16 protein-coding genes and 1 pseudogene are annotated in these 17,615 nt (G+C 58.2%); 12 read left to right on the top strand and 5 right to left on the bottom strand.

All coding sequences use genetic code 11. The features are described from left to right. The first annotated feature begins 490 nt into the window (after window positions 1–490). Together GM298_RS21945 and xynR are read left to right on the top strand one after the other, a co-directional pair. Window positions 491–925, top strand: coding sequence for a DUF3828 domain-containing protein (locus tag GM298_RS21945; RefSeq protein ID WP_266155300.1), 435 nt, complete (start codon window positions 491–493; stop codon window positions 923–925). A gap of 188 nt (window positions 926–1,113) precedes the next feature. Next, entirely contained in the window at window positions 1,114–1,872 is a 759-nt protein-coding gene (gene xynR / locus GM298_RS21940; protein WP_262784329.1) for a DNA-binding transcriptional repressor XynR, read from the top strand. A gap of 4 nt (window positions 1,873–1,876) precedes the next feature. Here the strand turns inward: xynR and GM298_RS21935 are convergent, their stop codons facing one another. The 4 genes from GM298_RS21935 to yagE all read right to left on the bottom strand — a co-directional run bounded on the left by GM298_RS21935 (window position 1,877) and on the right by yagE (window position 7,998). Continuing rightward, window positions 1,877–3,487: a glycoside hydrolase family 43 protein gene (locus tag GM298_RS21935; protein ID WP_266155298.1), complete on the bottom strand. Its 1,611-nt coding sequence runs from the start codon at window positions 3,485–3,487 to the stop codon at window positions 1,877–1,879. Between the two features lie 11 nt (window positions 3,488–3,498). Further along, window positions 3,499–4,881, bottom strand: a complete 1,383-nt coding sequence (locus tag GM298_RS21930; RefSeq protein ID WP_266155297.1) for an MFS transporter — start codon at window positions 4,879–4,881, stop codon at window positions 3,499–3,501. Window positions 4,882–5,107: 226 nt separating this feature from the next. Next, window positions 5,108–7,075, bottom strand: coding sequence for a xylonate dehydratase YagF (gene yagF / locus GM298_RS21925; RefSeq protein ID WP_266155296.1), 1,968 nt, complete (start codon window positions 7,073–7,075; stop codon window positions 5,108–5,110). Window positions 7,076–7,089: 14 nt separating this feature from the next. Continuing rightward, the gene (gene yagE, locus GM298_RS21920) at window positions 7,090–7,998 is read right to left on the bottom strand and encodes a 2-keto-3-deoxygluconate aldolase (RefSeq protein WP_126800561.1); all 909 of its coding nucleotides are present in this window, start codon (window positions 7,996–7,998) and stop codon (window positions 7,090–7,092) included. A 735-nt stretch (window positions 7,999–8,733) separates the two neighbouring features. On the opposite strand from yagE, the gene arcA reads away from it, so the two are divergent. The 5 genes from arcA (at window position 8,734) to GM298_RS21895 (ending at window position 13,912) form a co-directional block, all read left to right on the top strand. Further along, window positions 8,734–9,954, top strand: a complete 1,221-nt coding sequence (gene arcA / locus GM298_RS21915; RefSeq protein WP_266155295.1) for an arginine deiminase — start codon at window positions 8,734–8,736, stop codon at window positions 9,952–9,954. A 9-nt stretch (window positions 9,955–9,963) separates the two neighbouring features. After that, a complete protein-coding gene (gene arcC / locus GM298_RS21910) occupies window positions 9,964–10,905 on the top strand; it encodes a carbamate kinase (protein WP_266155294.1) in 942 nt (313 codons plus the stop codon). Next, complete coding sequence (argF, locus tag GM298_RS21905; protein WP_025759896.1) at window positions 10,902–11,906, top strand: ornithine carbamoyltransferase; 1,005 nt, start codon at window positions 10,902–10,904, stop codon at window positions 11,904–11,906. Before arcC ends, argF begins: the two co-directional genes overlap by 4 nt. 47 nt (window positions 11,907–11,953) lie before the next feature. Next, window positions 11,954–13,357 carry a YfcC family protein gene (locus GM298_RS21900; RefSeq protein ID WP_266155293.1) on the top strand — a complete coding sequence of 468 codons (1,404 nt, stop codon included), beginning with the start codon at window positions 11,954–11,956 and terminating at the stop codon, window positions 13,355–13,357. Window positions 13,358–13,432: 75 nt separating this feature from the next. Then, a complete protein-coding gene (locus GM298_RS21895; RefSeq protein ID WP_025759899.1) occupies window positions 13,433–13,912 on the top strand; it encodes an arginine repressor in 480 nt (159 codons plus the stop codon). 3 nt (window positions 13,913–13,915) lie between these two features. On the opposite strand, the pseudogene GM298_RS23400 reads toward GM298_RS21895, so the two are convergent. After that, window positions 13,916–14,033, bottom strand: a pseudogene (locus GM298_RS23400) (hypothetical protein). On the opposite strand from GM298_RS23400, the gene GM298_RS21890 reads away from it, so the two are divergent. The 5 genes from GM298_RS21890 to gbpA all read left to right on the top strand — a co-directional run bounded on the left by GM298_RS21890 (window position 14,013) and on the right by gbpA (window position 17,603). Then, window positions 14,013–14,117, top strand: coding sequence for a pyrBI operon leader peptide (locus GM298_RS21890; protein ID WP_022646880.1), 105 nt, complete (start codon window positions 14,013–14,015; stop codon window positions 14,115–14,117). The pseudogene GM298_RS23400 and the gene GM298_RS21890 sit on opposite strands and share 21 nt — an antisense overlap. A gap of 34 nt (window positions 14,118–14,151) precedes the next feature. Further along, a complete protein-coding gene (gene pyrB, locus GM298_RS21885; protein ID WP_025759900.1) occupies window positions 14,152–15,084 on the top strand; it encodes an aspartate carbamoyltransferase in 933 nt (310 codons plus the stop codon). Between the two features lie 12 nt (window positions 15,085–15,096). Beyond that, window positions 15,097–15,558 (top strand): aspartate carbamoyltransferase regulatory subunit, encoded by a 462-nt coding sequence (gene pyrI, locus GM298_RS21880; RefSeq protein ID WP_025759901.1) that lies wholly within the window; start codon window positions 15,097–15,099, stop codon window positions 15,556–15,558. 73 nt (window positions 15,559–15,631) lie between these two features. Continuing rightward, complete coding sequence (gene ridA, locus GM298_RS21875; RefSeq protein ID WP_008501391.1) at window positions 15,632–16,018, top strand: 2-iminobutanoate/2-iminopropanoate deaminase; 387 nt, start codon at window positions 15,632–15,634, stop codon at window positions 16,016–16,018. 130 nt (window positions 16,019–16,148) lie between these two features. Next, the gene (gbpA, locus tag GM298_RS21870; protein WP_266155292.1) at window positions 16,149–17,603 is read left to right on the top strand and encodes an N-acetylglucosamine-binding protein GbpA; all 1,455 of its coding nucleotides are present in this window, start codon (window positions 16,149–16,151) and stop codon (window positions 17,601–17,603) included. Window positions 17,604–17,615 lie beyond the last annotated feature (12 nt).

Raw genomic sequence — 17,615 nt, 5'->3', positions numbered from 1 at the left:
AAACGGGTTCTTATGCCTTAGTTGTAAGTGTCTACCATGTCCCCGAACAAGCGTTCACTATGTCCCCGGACCGTACACCCGCAGGGAGAGGGAGAAAACCCTAAAAACGACAACAGCGTTATCGTCAGGCAGAAAAATTCATTTTAGTGATGCTTTCTCAGATACGCATTAACCATAATAGATATTTATATTTTTATTAACCATTATTTACTGAGTAGATAATGGTTAATATCAGGTCATTATCAATTACAAAACACCGTATATTACCGGCGTAATATTTCCTTATTGCTGCATTTCCTTAATAAGGATCATTTATGTCATGGAATAAACATGAAGCTGTGTCATATGCTCGTAGCCACGCACTAACCCATACTGGACACTATTGCGCCCGCGCAATCGCCGCCGCCATTCGAGCCGGAGGCTTTGAAATTGAAGGGGCCAACCTATCGCCAACTCCAGCCAGCCGTAACCTTATACAGGCATTATTAGAATGAATAAACTCATCTTTCTTGTGTTATTCAGCACAGCCGCATTGGGGGCCGAAGATTTTCAGATACCGATGCAGCGCGCCCTTGAATTCAATCGCTGGTACATCAAACAAGTGAACAACGATCGTTATCCTATTCAACAGGGAAATGAAATCGATAAGTTCGTTACGACCAGTACGATGAAAAAATTACGTCATGCAGACGATCCCCGGTATGCCGACGCTGAATTTTACGAGGCGGATTTTTTTATTAAATCGCAGTATATCGGCGAGGACTGGGCTGAGAATGTTGCCATTGATTCTTATGATTCTGATCCGGTTTGTGTAAACGTGAATATCACGTTTGGCAAAAAGACTCAGCACACAGTTATTGATTGCATGGTTAAAGAAGATGGAGTCTGGAAAATCCAGTCTGTCGCCGCTCGGGATAATAATTGACGCTCCCCGCTAACAATAATGTAGCCGCCTTTCTTGCCGGGTGGCGCTGCGCTTACCCGGCCTACACAACCCGTAGGCCCATGCAAGCGTAGCGCCGCCGGGCGGATCAGGCCGGCTCCATTTCATTGATTTTTCCCGCCGAAAAAGGTACGTTTTCGCCTTAATTCCAGCGTGGACATGCCAGCATTATGCCGATTATTCAGTCTGTTGAACGTGCATTGCAGATCCTCGACCTGTTCAACGAGCAGGCCACCGAGCTTAAGATCACCGACATCAGCAAACTGATGGGGCTGAGCAAGAGTACCCTCCACTCGCTGCTGAAAACCCTGCAGCTTCACGGCTATATCGATCAGAACCCTGAGAACGGCAAATATCGCCTCGGCATGAAGCTGGTCGAGCGCGGTCATTTCGTCGTGGGCTCCATCGATATTCGTCAGAAGGCAAAAGGCTGGCTGACGGAGCTGTCCCAGCGGACCGGGCAGACCACCCATCTGGGGATCCTGGACGGGCGTGAAGGGGTCTATATCGAGAAGATTGAAGGCAAGCTGGCCGCCATCGCCTATTCGCGCATTGGCCGCCGCCTGCCGGTTCACGCCACCGCCATCGGCAAGGTGCTGATTGCCTGGCTGGCCGAGGCCGAGCTTAACGCCCTGCTGGAGGGCTATCAGTACACCACCTTTACTCCCGCCACCCTCTCCTCGCGCGAAGCCTTAATGAGCGCCCTGGCGCAGACTCGCGAGCAGGGTTACGCCCTGGATAGCGAAGAGAACGAGCAGGGCGTGCGCTGCGTAGCGGTGCCGGTGTGGAACCATGAGTCCCGCGTGATTGCCGCCCTGAGCCTGTCGACGTTGACCTCCCGCGTGGACGATGCCGGGCTGGCGAGTTTCCGCGAGCAGCTTCAGCAGGCCGGGCTCCAGCTCTCACGCGCGCTGGGCTACCCGGCCTGAGCCGTTAGGCCGGCTCGTAGGTGAAGTAATCGAAGTCCGCGTGGCAGCCGTCGCCGCTGATATCCTCGCAGTGCAGCCCCACAAACGCGCCGGTGAAGAAACCGCGCCCGCCGATGTAGTCGTCCGACAGCTTCCACGCCTCATAGGTGACCGGCACGGTATGCCACGTCTCGCCGTCAAACGAGTAGCTGTAACGGTAGACCAGCGTATCCACGTCCACCCGCAGCCAGACACTCTCCGCGCTCTCCGGCACCGGAATGGGCTGCTCGTGCAGCGGCCACGACGGCACGTTGTGGTCGAGCTGGATAACTTTGATGGTTCTCCCCTGCCCCTCCTCGTAGTCCACAAAGCAGTAGCTCCAGTTTTTGCTGTTGTAGTAGCAGGTCAGCCCCGCGCTCTGCTGGAAGTGGACCGGCGAGAACTGCATCCGCGTTTCTGAGCGGAAAGCGAAGTGCTGCCAGCGGCGCGCCACGGTTGACTGGGTGAAGGTCGAGTTGAGCGAGTCGTTGCCGTAGAGCCGTAAGAAGCCCGGGCGCGCGGTGAGCGAACCGAGGGTGTCGTCGAACGGAATGCGCAGGGTCTGTAGTTCCGGGTCAAGCGAACTGGCGTCGAAATCCTCCCGCCAGTTGCCCTGAACGGCAGCGGGCTGCTCGGCCAACTGAGGGCCTTTCACGGTCAGCTGCGCATGCTTGCCGCCTTCCACATACGGCCAGCCGTCGCGCCATTCAATGCGGGCGATGCCGGTCTCGCGCCCCAGCGGACAGTAGCCGCGCCCGCCGGAGGCCAGCAGCGGCACGCCGGGCAGGCGCAGCGGGCGGCTGGTGAGGTAGGCCATGTACCATTCTCCGGTATGGGTCTGCAGCAGCGAGCCGTGGCCGCTCTTCTGCAGCGGGTTCTCCGGCAGGTGCCAGCTGGTCATCATCGTCACGTCCGGGTGCAGCTCGTACGGCCCGTCGATGTTTTTGGAACGCAGCACCACCACGGCGTGCTCGTAGCTGGTGCCGCCCTCGGCCACCATCAGGTAGTACCATCCCGCATGGCGATACAGGTGCGCGCCCTCGGTGTAGCAGAGCGGCGTGCCGGTAAACAGCGTTTTGCGCTCGGGCGAGAGCGTGCCGGTCTGCGGATCGAATTCCTGCAGCACGATGGTGTTGTGCGGGTTGCTGTGGTGGCGCGGCCCCCACGGGCGGTAGAGGTAGTACTTGCGGCCATCGTCGTCGTGGAACAGGGACGGGTCAAACCCGCCGTTGCCCATCGGGATCGGCTCGCTCCACGGCCCCTCGATGGACGGCGCGGTGACGAGGTAGTTGCGGCCGTTTTTCCACGGCGAGTCGACAATCTTCACGTCGGTATAGAGCAGCCAGAATTTGCCGTCGGCGTAGCTCAGGCACGGCGCCCAGATGCCGCCGGAGTCCGGGTTGCCCTTCATGTCCAGCATCGACACGCGGTCCAGCGGGGTGCTGACCAGCGACCAGTTTTTCAGGTCTCGGGAGTGATAGATGCGCACGCCGGGGAACCATTCGAAGGTCGAGGTGGCGATGTAGTAGTCCTCGCCCTGGCGGCACAGGGACGGATCCGGGTTAAAGCCGGTCAGAATGGGATTAGTAATTTGCATAGTGCCTCCGGTTAATGGGATGCGGCTGTCGCGGCGTCGGGAACGGCCTCGCCCTGCGCCGCACGGTGCTTGATCAGCTGCTGGCTGATGGCCTCCACGCGGGCATCGGTGAGCTTGTAGAACGACAGCATGATGAACATGCCCGCGTAGAGCACCACCGGCACCACGCAGAACAGAATTTTGATGGTGGTGAGCACCTCGACCGGCTGCACGCTGCTGCTGGCGGAGTAGTTGACGTACGCCAGGATCCAGCCCACAACCGCCCCGCCAATCGCCAGGCCAATCTTCAGGCTGAACAGGTAGGTGGAGAACACCAGCCCGTCGAGGCGGCGCCCGCTACGGCTCTCCTCGTAATCCACCACGTCAGAGGCCATCAGCCACTGCAGCGGCGTGGTGGTGTTAAAGACGAACAGGAACAGGATGTTGAGGGCGAAAATCAGCGCGATATGCTCGGCCGGGGTGATGAAAATCAGCAGGCTGATCAGCGAGTAAACGACGATGATCCACTTAAAGGCGGTGACGCGGTCGAAGCGGCCCAGCAGGCGGGAGGAGCAGAGCGAGCCGAACATGGTGGCGAGGCTGCCGTAGAGTAAAAACTGGGTCGCCATCTCCGGGTGATCCATCACGTATTTCACGAAGTAGAGCGTCGCCCCGCCGCGCACCACGTTGGAGCAGGTCGCCATCATCTTGAACGCGCACATGATGCGCCACTGGCCGTTACCGAGCAGCAGTTTGAGATCTTTTGCTACCGACGAGCCCGGCTGCACCTCAAAGGTGTAGCGCTCTTTAGTGGTGAAGAAGCAGACGTAGAGCAGCACCACGCCGGTCAGGCCCAGCACGCACATGGCGCCAAAATAGCCCACCTGCTCGTCCCCTTTGCCGATGATGCTCACCAGCGGCAGCGCGATGCCGCTGATGGCAAGTGAGCCCGCCGCCGCGAGGAAAAAGCGCCACGACTGCAGGGCGTGGCGCTCTTTCGGGTCGGCGGTGATGACGCCCGGCATGGCGCAGTACGGCACGTTAACGAAGGTGTAGACCAGGGTCAGGAGAATGTAGGTCACGCAGGCATAGATGATTTTTCCCTGCGCGGAAAAGTCCGGCGTGTAGAAGGTCAGTACGCAGACGATGCCAAACGGGATGGCGCCCCACAGCAGGAACGGGCGGAACTGACCGTGCCGCGTGCGGGTGCGGTCTACCAGCAGCCCCATCAGCGGGTCGGTCACCGCATCCAGCACGCGGGAGATTAAAAACAGCGTGCCCATAATGCCCGCCGACAGGCCGAAGACGTCGGTGTAGAAATAGGCCAGCAGGAACATGGTGGCCTGCCAGACGAAGCCGCAGGCGGTGTCACCGAGCCCGTAGCCAATTTTGTCTTTCATGGTTAATTGCGTCATCAGAATTACACCCTTATGTAGTGTGCTGAATTACAACATCGTGTTAATGGAGTGTAATGAGCTGTTCAATTAACCAGCAATGGTCATATCTTATTTCTGAATTACGTTATTTTGCTTTTGTGACGCCAACGATATATCACAAGCCATTGTTTAAATTGACAAAAAACAGAAAAGCAAAAGCCGTCCACGGACTATATTCCGTAGACGACAATCGCGTGAAAAATAATTAAATGCCGAGCGCTTTTTTACCGGCGTTAATTACCTCAATGATTTTATCGGTGTCATAAATACAGCCTTTCCAGGTGCCGCCGCTTACCGACTGCAGTGCCGCCCACAGCCGGGTATCGTCCGGCAAAAAGTCGTGGGCGTGCAGGTCCGGGTGCGTCTGTCTTACTGCCAGCTCGCGCGCGCCCTCCTCCGGCGTCAGCGGGTTTTCTGCCGTGCCGATAAAGTTGACGCTGCCCGTCAGGGTCAGGCGGTCGACCACAATCTCGATGATGTCGTTGTCGCGCAGCTTGCCAATCGGCCCGCCCGCCAGCGCCTCCGGCGACACGTGGCCGAAGCAGGCACCTGTCGATACCCCCGAGAAGCGCGCATCGGTGATTAACGACACCGTTTTGCCCCACGAGATATGCTTCAGCGCGGAGGTAAGCTGGTAGGTCTCTTCCATACCGGTGCCGGACGGGCCGCCGCCGATCACCACCATGATATCGCCCTGCTTAATCTCTTCCCGCTTGATGGCCTTAATCGCCTGCGCTTCCGAGACAAACACCCGCGCCCTGCCGGTGTGGCGGTAAACGCCATCGTCACCCACTACAGACGGATCAATAGCCGTGGCCTTGATCACCGCCCCCTCCGGCGCGATGTTGCCCGTCGGGAAGCAGACCGTCGAGGTCAACCCTTTCACTTTTGCCTTCTCCGGCGGCAGGATCACGTCATCCGGCTCCACGCCGTCCTGCGCGCGCAGGCACTGGCGGAAGCGCTTACGTCGCTCGGACGTCTGCCACCAGTCGAGGTTCTCACCTACCGTCTGGCCGGTCACGGTCATGGCGTCCAGGTGCAGCAGCCCGAGATCGCGCAGGTGGAGCATCACCTCCGGCACGCCGCCGGCCAGGAACGCCCGTACGGTCGGATGGTAGTCCGGGCCGTTGGGCAGCACGCTCACCAGGCGCGGCACCTTACGGTTGATGCGCGTCCAGTGTTCAACATCCGGGATCGTGCAGCCCGCCGCGTGGGCGATGGCCGGAATGTGCAGCAGTAAATTGGTCGAGCCGCCGAACGCCGCGTGGATCACCATCGCGTTTTCGATGGCTTTATCGGTGAGGATATCGCGCGTGGTGATGCCGCGGTTATCCAGCTCGCTCACCGCCCGCGCCGACTGGCGGGCGATCTCCAGCCACACTGCCTGTCCGGACGGTGCCAGCGCGGAGTGCGGCAGCGCCAGACCTAGCGCTTCCGCGACCACCTGCGAGGTGCCCGCCGTGCCGAGGAACTGGCAGCCGCCCCCCGGCGACGCGCAGGCGCGACAGCCCAGCTCGGCGGCCTCCTGCAACGAGAGTTCATGGTTGGCGAAGCGCGCGCCGATGGTCTGCACCTTGCCCGCGTCTTCCCCCACGGTCGGTGGCAGCGTCGCCCCGCCCGGCACCAGAATGGTCGGCAGGTCGTGCATCGAGGCCAGGGCGATCATGGTGGCGGGCAGCCCTTTGTCGCAGGTTGCCACGCCAATCACCGCCCGGCGCGTCGGCAGGGAGCGGATCAGGCGGCGAAACACGATCGCCGCGTCGTTGCGGTACGGCAGGGAGTCGAACATGCCGTGCGTGCCCTGCGAGCGCCCGTCGCACGGATCGCTGACGAAGGCCGCAAACGGGATCCCGCCGTTGCGGGTGATCTCCTTCGCCGCCGCCTGCATCTGCATGCCGATCTCCCAGTGCCCGGTGTGGTAGCCCAGCGCGACCGGGCGTCCGTCACCGGCGCGGATGCCGCCCTGGGTGCCGATAATCAGCACCTCTTTACCGGTCAGCTTATTGGCATCCCAGCCCATCCCGGCGTTCTGCGTCATGCCGAACAGGTTGCCGCTGGGGGATTCCATCAGCATCTGCGGGGTCAGCGGCAGCGCCCCCTGCGGCCCCGCCGCATGGGTGATCACCGCATAAAACGCATCATCCTGCGGGGTGAAAATTTTCTCGATGGTCATGGTTATCGTCCGGCTCAGCAGAGCTTGAGCTGTTGCAGCAGGGTTTTCAGCTGCGCCTTACGCGGCTCGTCCAGCGGTGACGCGGGCGGCAGCACGTGCGTGGAAATCGGGCGGCCGCAGAGCACAATCGCCTCTTTAATCACGTTCACAAACGGCGTATCCAGCTGATACATCTGCGGAATTTGCAGTAAGGTCTGATGATACTCAGCCGCCTTCGCCACGTCTTTATCCCGCCAGGCTTTCAGCAGATTTACCGACACCTGCGGAGCAAAGTTGCCGCTCGCCGAGATCGCCCCGTCGCCGCCGAGCAGCAGGGTATTAAAGAGATGATCGTCGTAACCGCACAGCACGGTGAAGTGCGGATGCGCCGCTTTGACGGTGTGGATCATGCTGCGCAGGTGGGCGACGGAGTCGATGGTGTCTTTGATGCCGATAATATTGCTGCGCGAGTCGGCCAGGGTTTTCACCAGCGCCGGGGTCAGATCCTGCCCGGTCAGCGCCGGGAAGTTATAGAGGATCACCGGCAGCGTCACGCTGTCGGCCACCTGTTCGAAGTAGCGAATCAGGTTCGCTTCCGACACTTTCCAGTAGTAGGGGTTGATCACCACGATGCCGTCCGCACCCGCCTGCTGGGCGTGCTGGCTCAGCTCAATGGTTTCCCGGGCGTTGGTGCCGCCGGTGCCGATCAGCACCGGCACGCGACGATCGACATGATCGATAGCAAAGCGGGCAATGGTTTTACGCTCTTCGGCGCTGAGCTGGGAGAATTCGCCGCCGCTGCCGAGGAAGAACAGGCCGTCAACGCCTGCGGCGATCAGATCGTCGATCAGTGCGGCGGTGCCCGGTTTATCGAGCTGGCCATCGGCGGTAAATATGGTGGAGACAGGGGGAATGATCCCCGTGAACAACGCGGACTGCGGCATGAGATCTCCTTGCTGAATCATTTTGTTCTACATTATAGAACAGCGTTCATTAATTTAACGATCATACTATGACGCAGAAAAAGCGCAGGTAAATGGGAAGGGTTGAGGGAGTGCGGGAAATTTAAGCTGGATCACATTATGCGAGGGGAAGTGCCCCAGCGCATGTTTATCGGGCGCGGTGTTAATTTGCTGTTAATCCCTCGCAGGCATTTATGCAGTAGTTATGCATAACCTCAGCGCGGCGTAATGACACCGTGGCGCTAAGTTGCTGATCGTACTGCTTTCATCATAAAACTCGCGGCAGCTTCACACTTTATCATTTTGATAATTTGCTAATAAATCCCATAATTATTTATTGATTTTTCTTAAGTCAAAAATAGTTAATTGATAATTATGCATAGTCATTCCAAGGAGATAATTAAATCATTTAAAATCAATCATATAACAAATTATGTCAAAGCATTAAATTCTACAAAATAATAACAAACCCAAATAATGCCAACGGATCCTGCTTAGCTATTCACCCGCCAACAATATCAAATTAATCATTATCTGATGCGAATCATGCAAACGAAAACAAATCCTCTGATCGCTAATTTCACGTGAGCAACATCACAATACGGTTTATTTAAGCGCCTACTATTGACCACGAAATCAATTGAGCTTAGCCGCCATGCAATTAAGTAAATATGGCGCATGCCCTTTTTATTCTGAAAAACAGTTAAAGGAATAATTATGGAAAAGCATTATGTCGGTTCTGAAATTGGTCAATTGCGTAGCGTTATGCTGCACCGCCCAAATTTAAGTCTGAAACGGTTAACGCCGTCGAATTGCCAGGAGCTGCTTTTCGATGACGTGCTCTCGGTTGAACGGGCGGGTGAAGAGCATGACATTTTCGCAAACACGCTGCGCGAGCAGGGTGTGGAAGTCCTGCTGTTGACCGACCTTCTGACGCAAACCCTTGATATCGCAGAGGCGAAAGCCTGGCTGCTGGAGACGCAAATCTCCGACTATCGCCTCGGCCCCACCTTTGCCGGCGACGTCCGCGGCTGGCTGGCGGATATGCCGCACCGCGAACTGGCGCGCAGATTAAGCGGCGGATTAACCTACGGTGAAATTCCGGCGGCCATTAAAAATATGGTCGTCGATACCCACACGGCGAATGATTTTATTATGAAGCCGCTGCCAAACCATTTATTTACTCGTGATACTTCGTGCTGGATTTATAACGGCGTGTCCATTAACCCGATGGCCAAACCGGCGCGTCAGCGCGAAACCAACAACCTGCGGGCAATATATCGCTGGCACCCGGCATTCGCCGACGGTGAATTTATTAAGTATTTCGGTGATGAAAATATTAATTACGACCACGCCACTTTAGAAGGCGGTGACGTATTAGTGATTGGCCGCGGCGCGGTGTTGATTGGCATGTCCGAACGCACCACCCCGCAGGGGGTGGAGTTCCTCGCCAACAGCCTGTTCAAACACCGCCAGGCTGAGCGCGTGATCGCCGTTGAGCTGCCAAAACACCGCTCCTGCATGCACCTCGACACCGTGATGACCCACATCGATGTCGACACCTTCTCCGCCTACCCGGAAGTGGTGCGCAAAGACGCCCAGTGCTGGACGCTCACCCCGGACGGCCGCGGCGGCCTGCTGCGCACCCAGGAAACCGACCTGCTGCACGCCATTGAAAAAGCCCTCGGCATTAATCAGGTGCGTCTGATCACCACCGGCGGCGACGCCTTTGAGGCCGAACGCGAGCAGTGGAACGACGCCAATAACGTACTGACCCTTCGCCCGGGCGTGGTGATCGGCTACGAGCGCAACGTCTGGACCAACGAGAAGTACGACAAGGCCGGTATCACCGTGCTGCCCATCCCGGGCGACGAACTGGGACGCGGGCGCGGCGGCGCGCGCTGCATGAGCTGCCCGCTGGAACGCGACGGAATTTAAGGAGCCATCATGGAACGAAAACCCACTCTGGTTGTGGCCCTGGGCGGCAACGCCCTGCTCAGGCGCGGCGAACCGTTAGAGGCCGACATCCAGCGCCAGAACATTGAGCTTGCCGCCCGCACCATCGCCGGGCTAACGGCGCAGTGGCGCGTGGTGCTGGTGCACGGCAACGGGCCGCAGGTCGGGCTGCTGGCGCTGCAGAACAGCGCCTACGACAAAGTTGCCCCTTATCCGCTGGACGTTCTCGGCGCGGAAAGCCAGGGGATGATCGGCTACATGCTCCAGCAGGCGCTGAAAAACAGCCTGCCCCAGCGCGAGGTGAGCGTCCTGCTCACTCAGGTGGAGGTGGACGCCGCCGACCCGGCCTTCAGCAACCCGACCAAGTACATCGGCCCGGTCTACAGCGAAGCGCAGGCAAAAACGCTGGCCGCGGAGAAAGGCTGGGTGTTCAGGCCCGACGGCGGCTATTTCCGCCGCGTGGTGCCCTCTCCACAGCCGAAGCGCATCGTTGAGCGCGACGCCATCTCGGCGCTTATCCAGCGCGACCACCTGGTGATCTGCAACGGCGGCGGCGGCGTGCCGGTGGTGGAAAACGCCAACGGCTATCGCGGGATTGAGGCAGTGATCGACAAAGACCTCTCCGCCGCCCTGCTGGCGCGCCAGATCGAGGCCGATGCCCTGCTGATCCTCACCGATGCCGACGCGGTGTACCTCGACTGGGGCAAACCGACCCAACGCCCGCTGGCGCAGGTGACGCCGGAACTGCTCAGGGGCATGCAGTTCGACGCCGGATCGATGGGGCCGAAGGTGGCCGCCTGTCGCGAGTTCGTTGAAACCTGCAACGGGATTGCCGGAATTGGCGCGCTGGCCGACGGCGCGGAGATCCTGGCGGGCGAGAAAGGCACGTTGATTCGTAACTGCACACACATTTTAAAAGGGATTAACCCATGACCATCAACCTGAAAAACCGCAACTTCCTCAAACTGCTGGACTACACCCCGGCAGAGATCCAGTACCTGATCGACCTCGCCATTGAGCTGAAGGCCGCCAAAAAAGCCGGGCGCGAGAAGCAAACCCTGGTCGGGAAAAACATCGCCCTGATCTTTGAAAAAACCTCCACCCGCACCCGCTGCGCCTTTGAAGTGGGCGCGTTCGACCAGGGCGCGCAGGTCACCTACCTCGGCCCAAGCGGCTCGCAGATCGGCCATAAAGAGTCGATGAAAGACACCGCCCGCGTATTAGGCCGCATGTATGACGGCATCGAATACCGCGGCTATGGGCAGGCCATCGTCGAGGAGCTGGGCGAGTACGCGGGCGTGCCGGTGTGGAACGGCCTGACCGACGAATTCCACCCAACGCAAATCCTCGCTGACCTGATGACCATGCTGGAGCACGCGCCGGGTAAAACCCTGCCGGAGCTGAGCTTTGCCTATCTCGGCGACGCGCGAAACAATATGGGCAACTCGCTGATGGTCGGTGCGGCAAAAATGGGGATGGATATCCGCCTCGTCGCGCCGAAATCCTTCTGGCCGGAAGCAGGTCTGGTTGAGCAGTGCCGCGCCATCGCTAAAGAGACGGGGGCGCGCATCACCCTTACCGACGACGTGGAAGAGGGCGTGAAGGGAGCGGATTTCCTCTACACCGATGTGTGGGTCTCCATGGGCGAGCCGAAGGAGGCCTGGGCCGAGCGCGTCAGCCTGATGAAGCCGTATCAAATCAACGCGCACGTCATGAAAGCCACCGGCAACCCGAACGTCAAGTTTATGCACTGCCTGCCGGCGTTCCACAACGAGCACACAAAAGTGGGCCGTGAAATCGAGATGGCCTACGGCCTGAAGGGGCTGGAGGTGACGGAAGAGGTCTTTGAATCACCAAACTCCATCGTCTTCGACGAAGCTGAGAACCGCATGCACACCATTAAAGCGGTCATGGTGGCGACACTCGGCGACTAATCACCGCCCGGCGCGCCGCGGGGTGCGCCGGGTTTAAGGAGAACATCATGGGCAAGTTCAAGTTTCCCTCCGCTTACACCATTCTCTTCTTTCTGATTGCCGTCGTCGCCGCGCTGAGCTGGATCATCCCGGCCGGTCAGTACCAGATGGCAATGAATGAGGCATTAGGCAAAGAAGTGCCGGTTGCCGGTACCTATGCGCACGTGGCGGCACATCCGCAGGGCCTCGTTTCCGTCCTGATGGCGCCCATCGCCGGGCTGTACGATCCGCTTTCCGGCCAGGCCGGGGCGATCGACGTGGCGCTGTTTATTCTGATCATCGGGGGATTTCTCGGGATCGTCACCAAAACCGGGGCGATTGACGCCGGGATCGAGCGCGTCACCACCCGGCTGCGCGGACGCGAAGAGTGGATGATCCCGATCCTGATGGCGCTGTTTGCCGCAGGCGGCACGATTTACGGCATGGCCGAGGAGTCGCTGCCCTTCTACACCCTGCTGGTGCCGGTAATGCTGGCCGCCCGGTTCGACCCGGTTGTCGCCGCTTCCACCGTGCTGCTCGGCGCGGGGATCGGCACGCTCGGCTCCACCATTAACCCGTTTGCGACGGTGATCGCCGCCAACGCCGCCGGGATCCCCTTCACCAACGGCATCATGTTGCGCATCGCGCTGCTGGTGATTGGCTGGGTCATCTGCGTGGCGTGGGTGATGCGTTACGCCCGTAAGGTGCGTCAGGACCCGTCGCTGTCGATCGTCGCCGACAAGCAGGAGGAGAACCGCGCCCATTTCCTCGGCAACAAAGGGGAGCAGTCGCTGGAATTTACCCCGGTGCGCAAAATCATCCTCGTGATTTTTGCCCTCGCCTTCGCGGTGATGATTTACGGCGTGGCGGTGCTGGGCTGGTGGATGGCGGAGATCTCGGCGGTGTTTCTCGCCAGCGCCATCATCGTGGGGCTTATCGCCCGCATGAGCGAAGAGGAGCTAACCTCGACGTTTATCAACGGCGCACGAGATTTGCTGGGCGTCGCGCTGATTATCGGCATTGCGCGCGGTATCGTAGTCATCATGGATAAGGGCATGATTACCCACACCATTTTGCACAGCGCGGAAGGGCTGGTCAGCGGGTTGTCCACGGTGGCGTTTATCAACGTGATGTACTGGCTGGAGGTCGTGCTGTCATTTCTTGTGCCTTCTTCATCCGGCCTGGCCGTTCTGACGATGCCGATCATGGCACCGCTGGCCGATTTCGCTAACGTCAACCGCGACCTGGTGGTGACGGCTTACCAGTCTGCCTCCGGCATCGTTAACCTCGTCACGCCAACCTCAGCCGTGGTGATGGGCGGTCTGGCTATCGCCCGGGTGCCTTACGTGCGTTACCTGAAATGGGTGGCGCCGCTGCTGGCGATCCTGACGGTGGTGATTATGGTGGCGTTAAGCCTGGGGGCGGTGTTGTGATGTGTTGACGTTGTAGGCCCGGTAAGCGTAGCGCAACCGGGCGTTTTGTTTCAGCCACTTACATGGGAAATAGTTATGACGGAATATGGTGATTACTCTCCAAAAGAACAACTCCAGTTGACGGTCTGTCAGCGCCTGATTGCAGAAAAGAGCTATATCTCCCAGGAAGAGATCCGCCGCGACCTGCAGGAGAGAGGGTTTGACAGCATCAGCCAGTCGACCGTTTCGCGTCTGCTGAAGTTGCTCGGAGTCATAAAAATTCGAAATGCTAAAGGGCTAAAGATTTATTCGTTGAATCCTCAACTGCGCCCTGCTCCCGACGCCGCACGCACCGTTTCGGAAATGGTGGTGAGCGTCGAGCACAATAGCGAATTTATCCTTGTGCACACCGTGGCCGGATATGGCCGCGCGGTGGCGCGCATTCTGGATTATCACCAGCTTCCGGAAATTTTAGGCGTGGTGGCCGGCAGCAGTATCGTCTGGGTCGCCCCCCGGGTGGTGAAGCGCACCGCGCTGGTGCATAAGCAAATTAATTATTTACTCAGAACGAATTAATATTCACAAAGAACCGTTTGCATTGAGTAAAGCGTGCATTAAATCGCTTGATCCGCAAAGCGAGCTGCGTATAATGCCCCACAATTTGCCGGGAGGAAGCATGGTCAAGCGTGTACGACACAACGTCTTACCGCGTCTGAAATCAGACGCTGGCCTGCCGTTTTTCTTCCCGTTGCTCAATCTATTCCCAGAGCCCCTCATTTGAGGGGCTTTTTTTTGCCCGGCGTCAGGAGATAAACATGAATCCGCTTTATCAAAAACACATCATTTCCATAAACGACCTCAGCCGCGAAGAGCTGGAACTGGTTCTGGAAACCGCGGCAAAACTGAAGGCTAATCCGCAACCGGAGCTGCTGAAGCACAAGGTGATTGCAAGCTGCTTCTTTGAAGCCTCCACCCGCACCCGTCTCTCCTTTGAAACCTCGATGCACCGCCTGGGCGCGAGCGTGGTGGGCTTCTCGGACAGCAGCAACACGTCGCTGGGTAAGAAAGGCGAAACTCTGGCGGATACCATTTCAGTGATCAGCACCTATGTGGACGCGATCGTGATGCGTCACCCGCAGGAGGGCGCGGCGCGCCTGGCAACCGAGTTTTCCGGCGGCATTCCGGTACTGAACGCCGGTGACGGTGCCAACCAGCACCCGACGCAGACCCTGCTGGATCTGTTCACCATTCAGGAAACTCAGGGCACGCTTGAGAACCTGAACATCGCCATGGTCGGCGACCTGAAATATGGTCGTACCGTCCACTCCCTGACCCAGGCGCTGGCGAAATTTAACGGTAACCGCTTCTTCTTCATCGCCCCGGACGCGCTGGCCATGCCGCAGTACATCCTCGACATGCTGGACGAAAAAGGCATTCAGTGGAGCCTGCATGCGAGCATCGAAGAGGTGATGAGCCACGTGGATATTCTGTACATGACCCGCGTGCAGAAAGAGCGTCTTGACCCGTCCGAATATGCCAACGTGAAGGCGCAGTTTGTGCTGCGCGCCAGCGACCTTGAGGGGGCGCGCGACAACATGAAGGTCCTGCACCCGCTGCCGCGCATCGACGAGATCACCACAGATGTGGATAAAACGCCGCACGCCTGGTACTTCCAGCAGGCCGGGAACGGCATCTTCGCCCGCCAGGCGTTACTGGCACTGGTTCTGAATCGCGAATTAGCTCTGTAAGGGGAGACGACCATGACACACGATAACAAACTCCAGGTTGAAGCCATCAAGCGTGGCACCGTGATTGACCACATCCCTGCGCAGGTGGGCTTTAAGCTGCTGACGCTGTTCAAACTGACCGAAACCGACCAGCGCATCACCATCGGCCTGAACCTGCCGTCAGGCGAGATGGGCCGCAAAGATCTGATCAAGATTGAGAACACTTTCCTGACCGACGAGCAGGTCAACCAGCTGTCGCTGTACGCGCCGGAGGCCACCGTCAACCGCATCGACGAGTATGAAGTGGTCGGCAAATCCCGTCCGAGCCTGCCGGAACGCATTGAGAGCGTGCTGGTTTGCCCGAACAGCAACTGCATCAGCCACGCTGAGCCGGTGTCCTCCAGCTTTGCAGTGAAAAAACGCGCCGATGACATCGCACTCAAATGCAAATACTGCGAAAAAGAGTTTTCTCATTATGTGGTGCTGGCCAACTAATTGAGGTTGGTAATGAAATCCCGGCTGTTATAATGGCCGGGAACATTCTTAACGCTGTCATTCTGGAGAAAACATGAGCAAAGTACTCGCGACGGAAAATGCACCCGCGGCTATCGGCCCCTACGTTCAGGGCGTTGATCTGGGCAGCATGATCATCACTTCAGGTCAGATCCCGGTGAACCCGAAAACCGGCGCGGTGCCGGAAGACGTAGCGGCACAGGCGCGTCAGTCGCTGGAAAACGTGCAGGCTATCGTGGAATCCGCAGGCCTGAAAGTAGGCGATATCGTGAAAACCACCGTTTTCGTGAAAGATCTGAACGATTTCGCGACCGTTAACGCCACTTACGAAGCCTTCTTCACCGAGCACAACGCCACCTTCCCGGCGCGCTCCTGCGTGGAAGTGGCCCGTCTGCCAAAAGACGTGAAGATTGAAATCGAAGCGATTGCGGTACGTCGCTAAGCGGTTCAACAGATCATGGGCGGCGTTGGCCGTCCATTTTTTTTGGCTATTTTTCCTCTCACCACCGCATGACGTTTCCCGCTCGCCATTAATAACATCTCACTGCAGATTAATTATTAATGGACTAACAATGAAATTATCAAAAATTGCACTGGCGGTGGCGACCCTGACCGTTGCCTCCTCCGCACTGGCCCACGGTTATATAGAATCTCCTGCCAGCCGCGCTTATATGTGTAAGCTTGGGCAAAATATTGATTGCGGTTCCGTTCAGTATGAACCGCAGAGCGTGGAGAAAACCTCCGGCTTCCCGACCGGGGCGATGCCGCCTGACGGCCAGCTTGCCAGCGCGGGAATTGCGAATTACTCCCAGTTGGATAAACAGAGCCTGAACGCATGGACGAAAAGCCCCATGACCGCCGGCCCGCATGAATTTGTCTGGTATCACACCGCGCCGCACAAAACCACCAACTGGCGTTACTACATCACCAGACAAAACTGGGATCCGAATAAACCCCTGACCCGCGATCAGTTTGAATTAACCCCGTTCTGTACCGTGAATGGCAATGGCCAGGCCCCCGCGATGCGTAAAGCCATGACCTGCAATGTGCCGGCACGCACGGGTTATCAGGTGATTTATGGCGTCTGGGAAATTGCTGATACCGCGAACAGTTTCTACCAGGCCATTGACGTTGATTTCGGTAACGGCGGCAATGTTACCCCGGATGACGGTGCCGGCATCGAATCAGAGTGGAGCAAAGTCCTCAGCGGCCAGATTGCGGGAAATAACCTGAACGTCGGCGATAAGGTCATTGCCCGCTTCTTCGATGCGCACGGTGAAGTGACGTCCCTGCGCACGGAAATGACGATCGCCACGGCCGCGCAGGGGGATGCTAACCAGTGGTCTTACGATCTGGCGCAGAAAATTAACACCGCGCACCAGGACATTCGCGTTGGCGTGAGGGATGAGGGCGGCGAGATTAGCCCGGTTCATGGCGCGAACAGCGTATTCGTCAAAGAGGGCAGCGCCCTGCAGTCCGTTGCGATTTCGTACGAAGAGCAGAAGGTGGAGGTCAACGAAACTATCGCCGTCAGCAATTTGCACTACAGCAAAATCGAGAACGGCAATGCGACCATCACCTTCCACGTGAACACCCACGGTAACGTCGATTTCGAAGCCCACGTCATGAACCATCACGGCGCGGAAAAAGGCTATCTCAAGCAGGCGATGAACAACGCGAATCAGGACGTCACCCTGACGCTGACCGACGTTGAAGCGGGCCATCACATGCTGAAGTACTACGCCACCAATCAGGACGGCACGCTGTTTGCGCAGGATGTACTGAACCTGATGCTGGAAGATGACGCGGCGGCGGACAACAGCCCCGGTCAGCATGACTACATCTTCCCGGACAATATCGCGTCGTATAAAGCGGGTACCGTGGTGCTGCAGCCGAAAGACGGTAAGACCTACCAGTGTAAGCCATTCCCGTACAGCGGCTACTGCGTGCAGTGGAGCAAGTATGCGACCCAGTTTGAGCCGGGCACAGGTTCACACTGGAAAGAGGCGTGGGTTCTGAAGCACTAGTCCCCTCACCCT

The organism is Enterobacter sp. HSTU-ASh6, assembly GCF_026319105.1.
In the GTDB taxonomy this organism is placed as follows: Bacteria; Pseudomonadota; Gammaproteobacteria; order Enterobacterales; family Enterobacteriaceae; genus Enterobacter; species Enterobacter sichuanensis.
The sequence above is the reverse complement of the archived record's forward strand: the minus strand, read 5'-3'. Positions and strand labels throughout refer to the sequence as shown.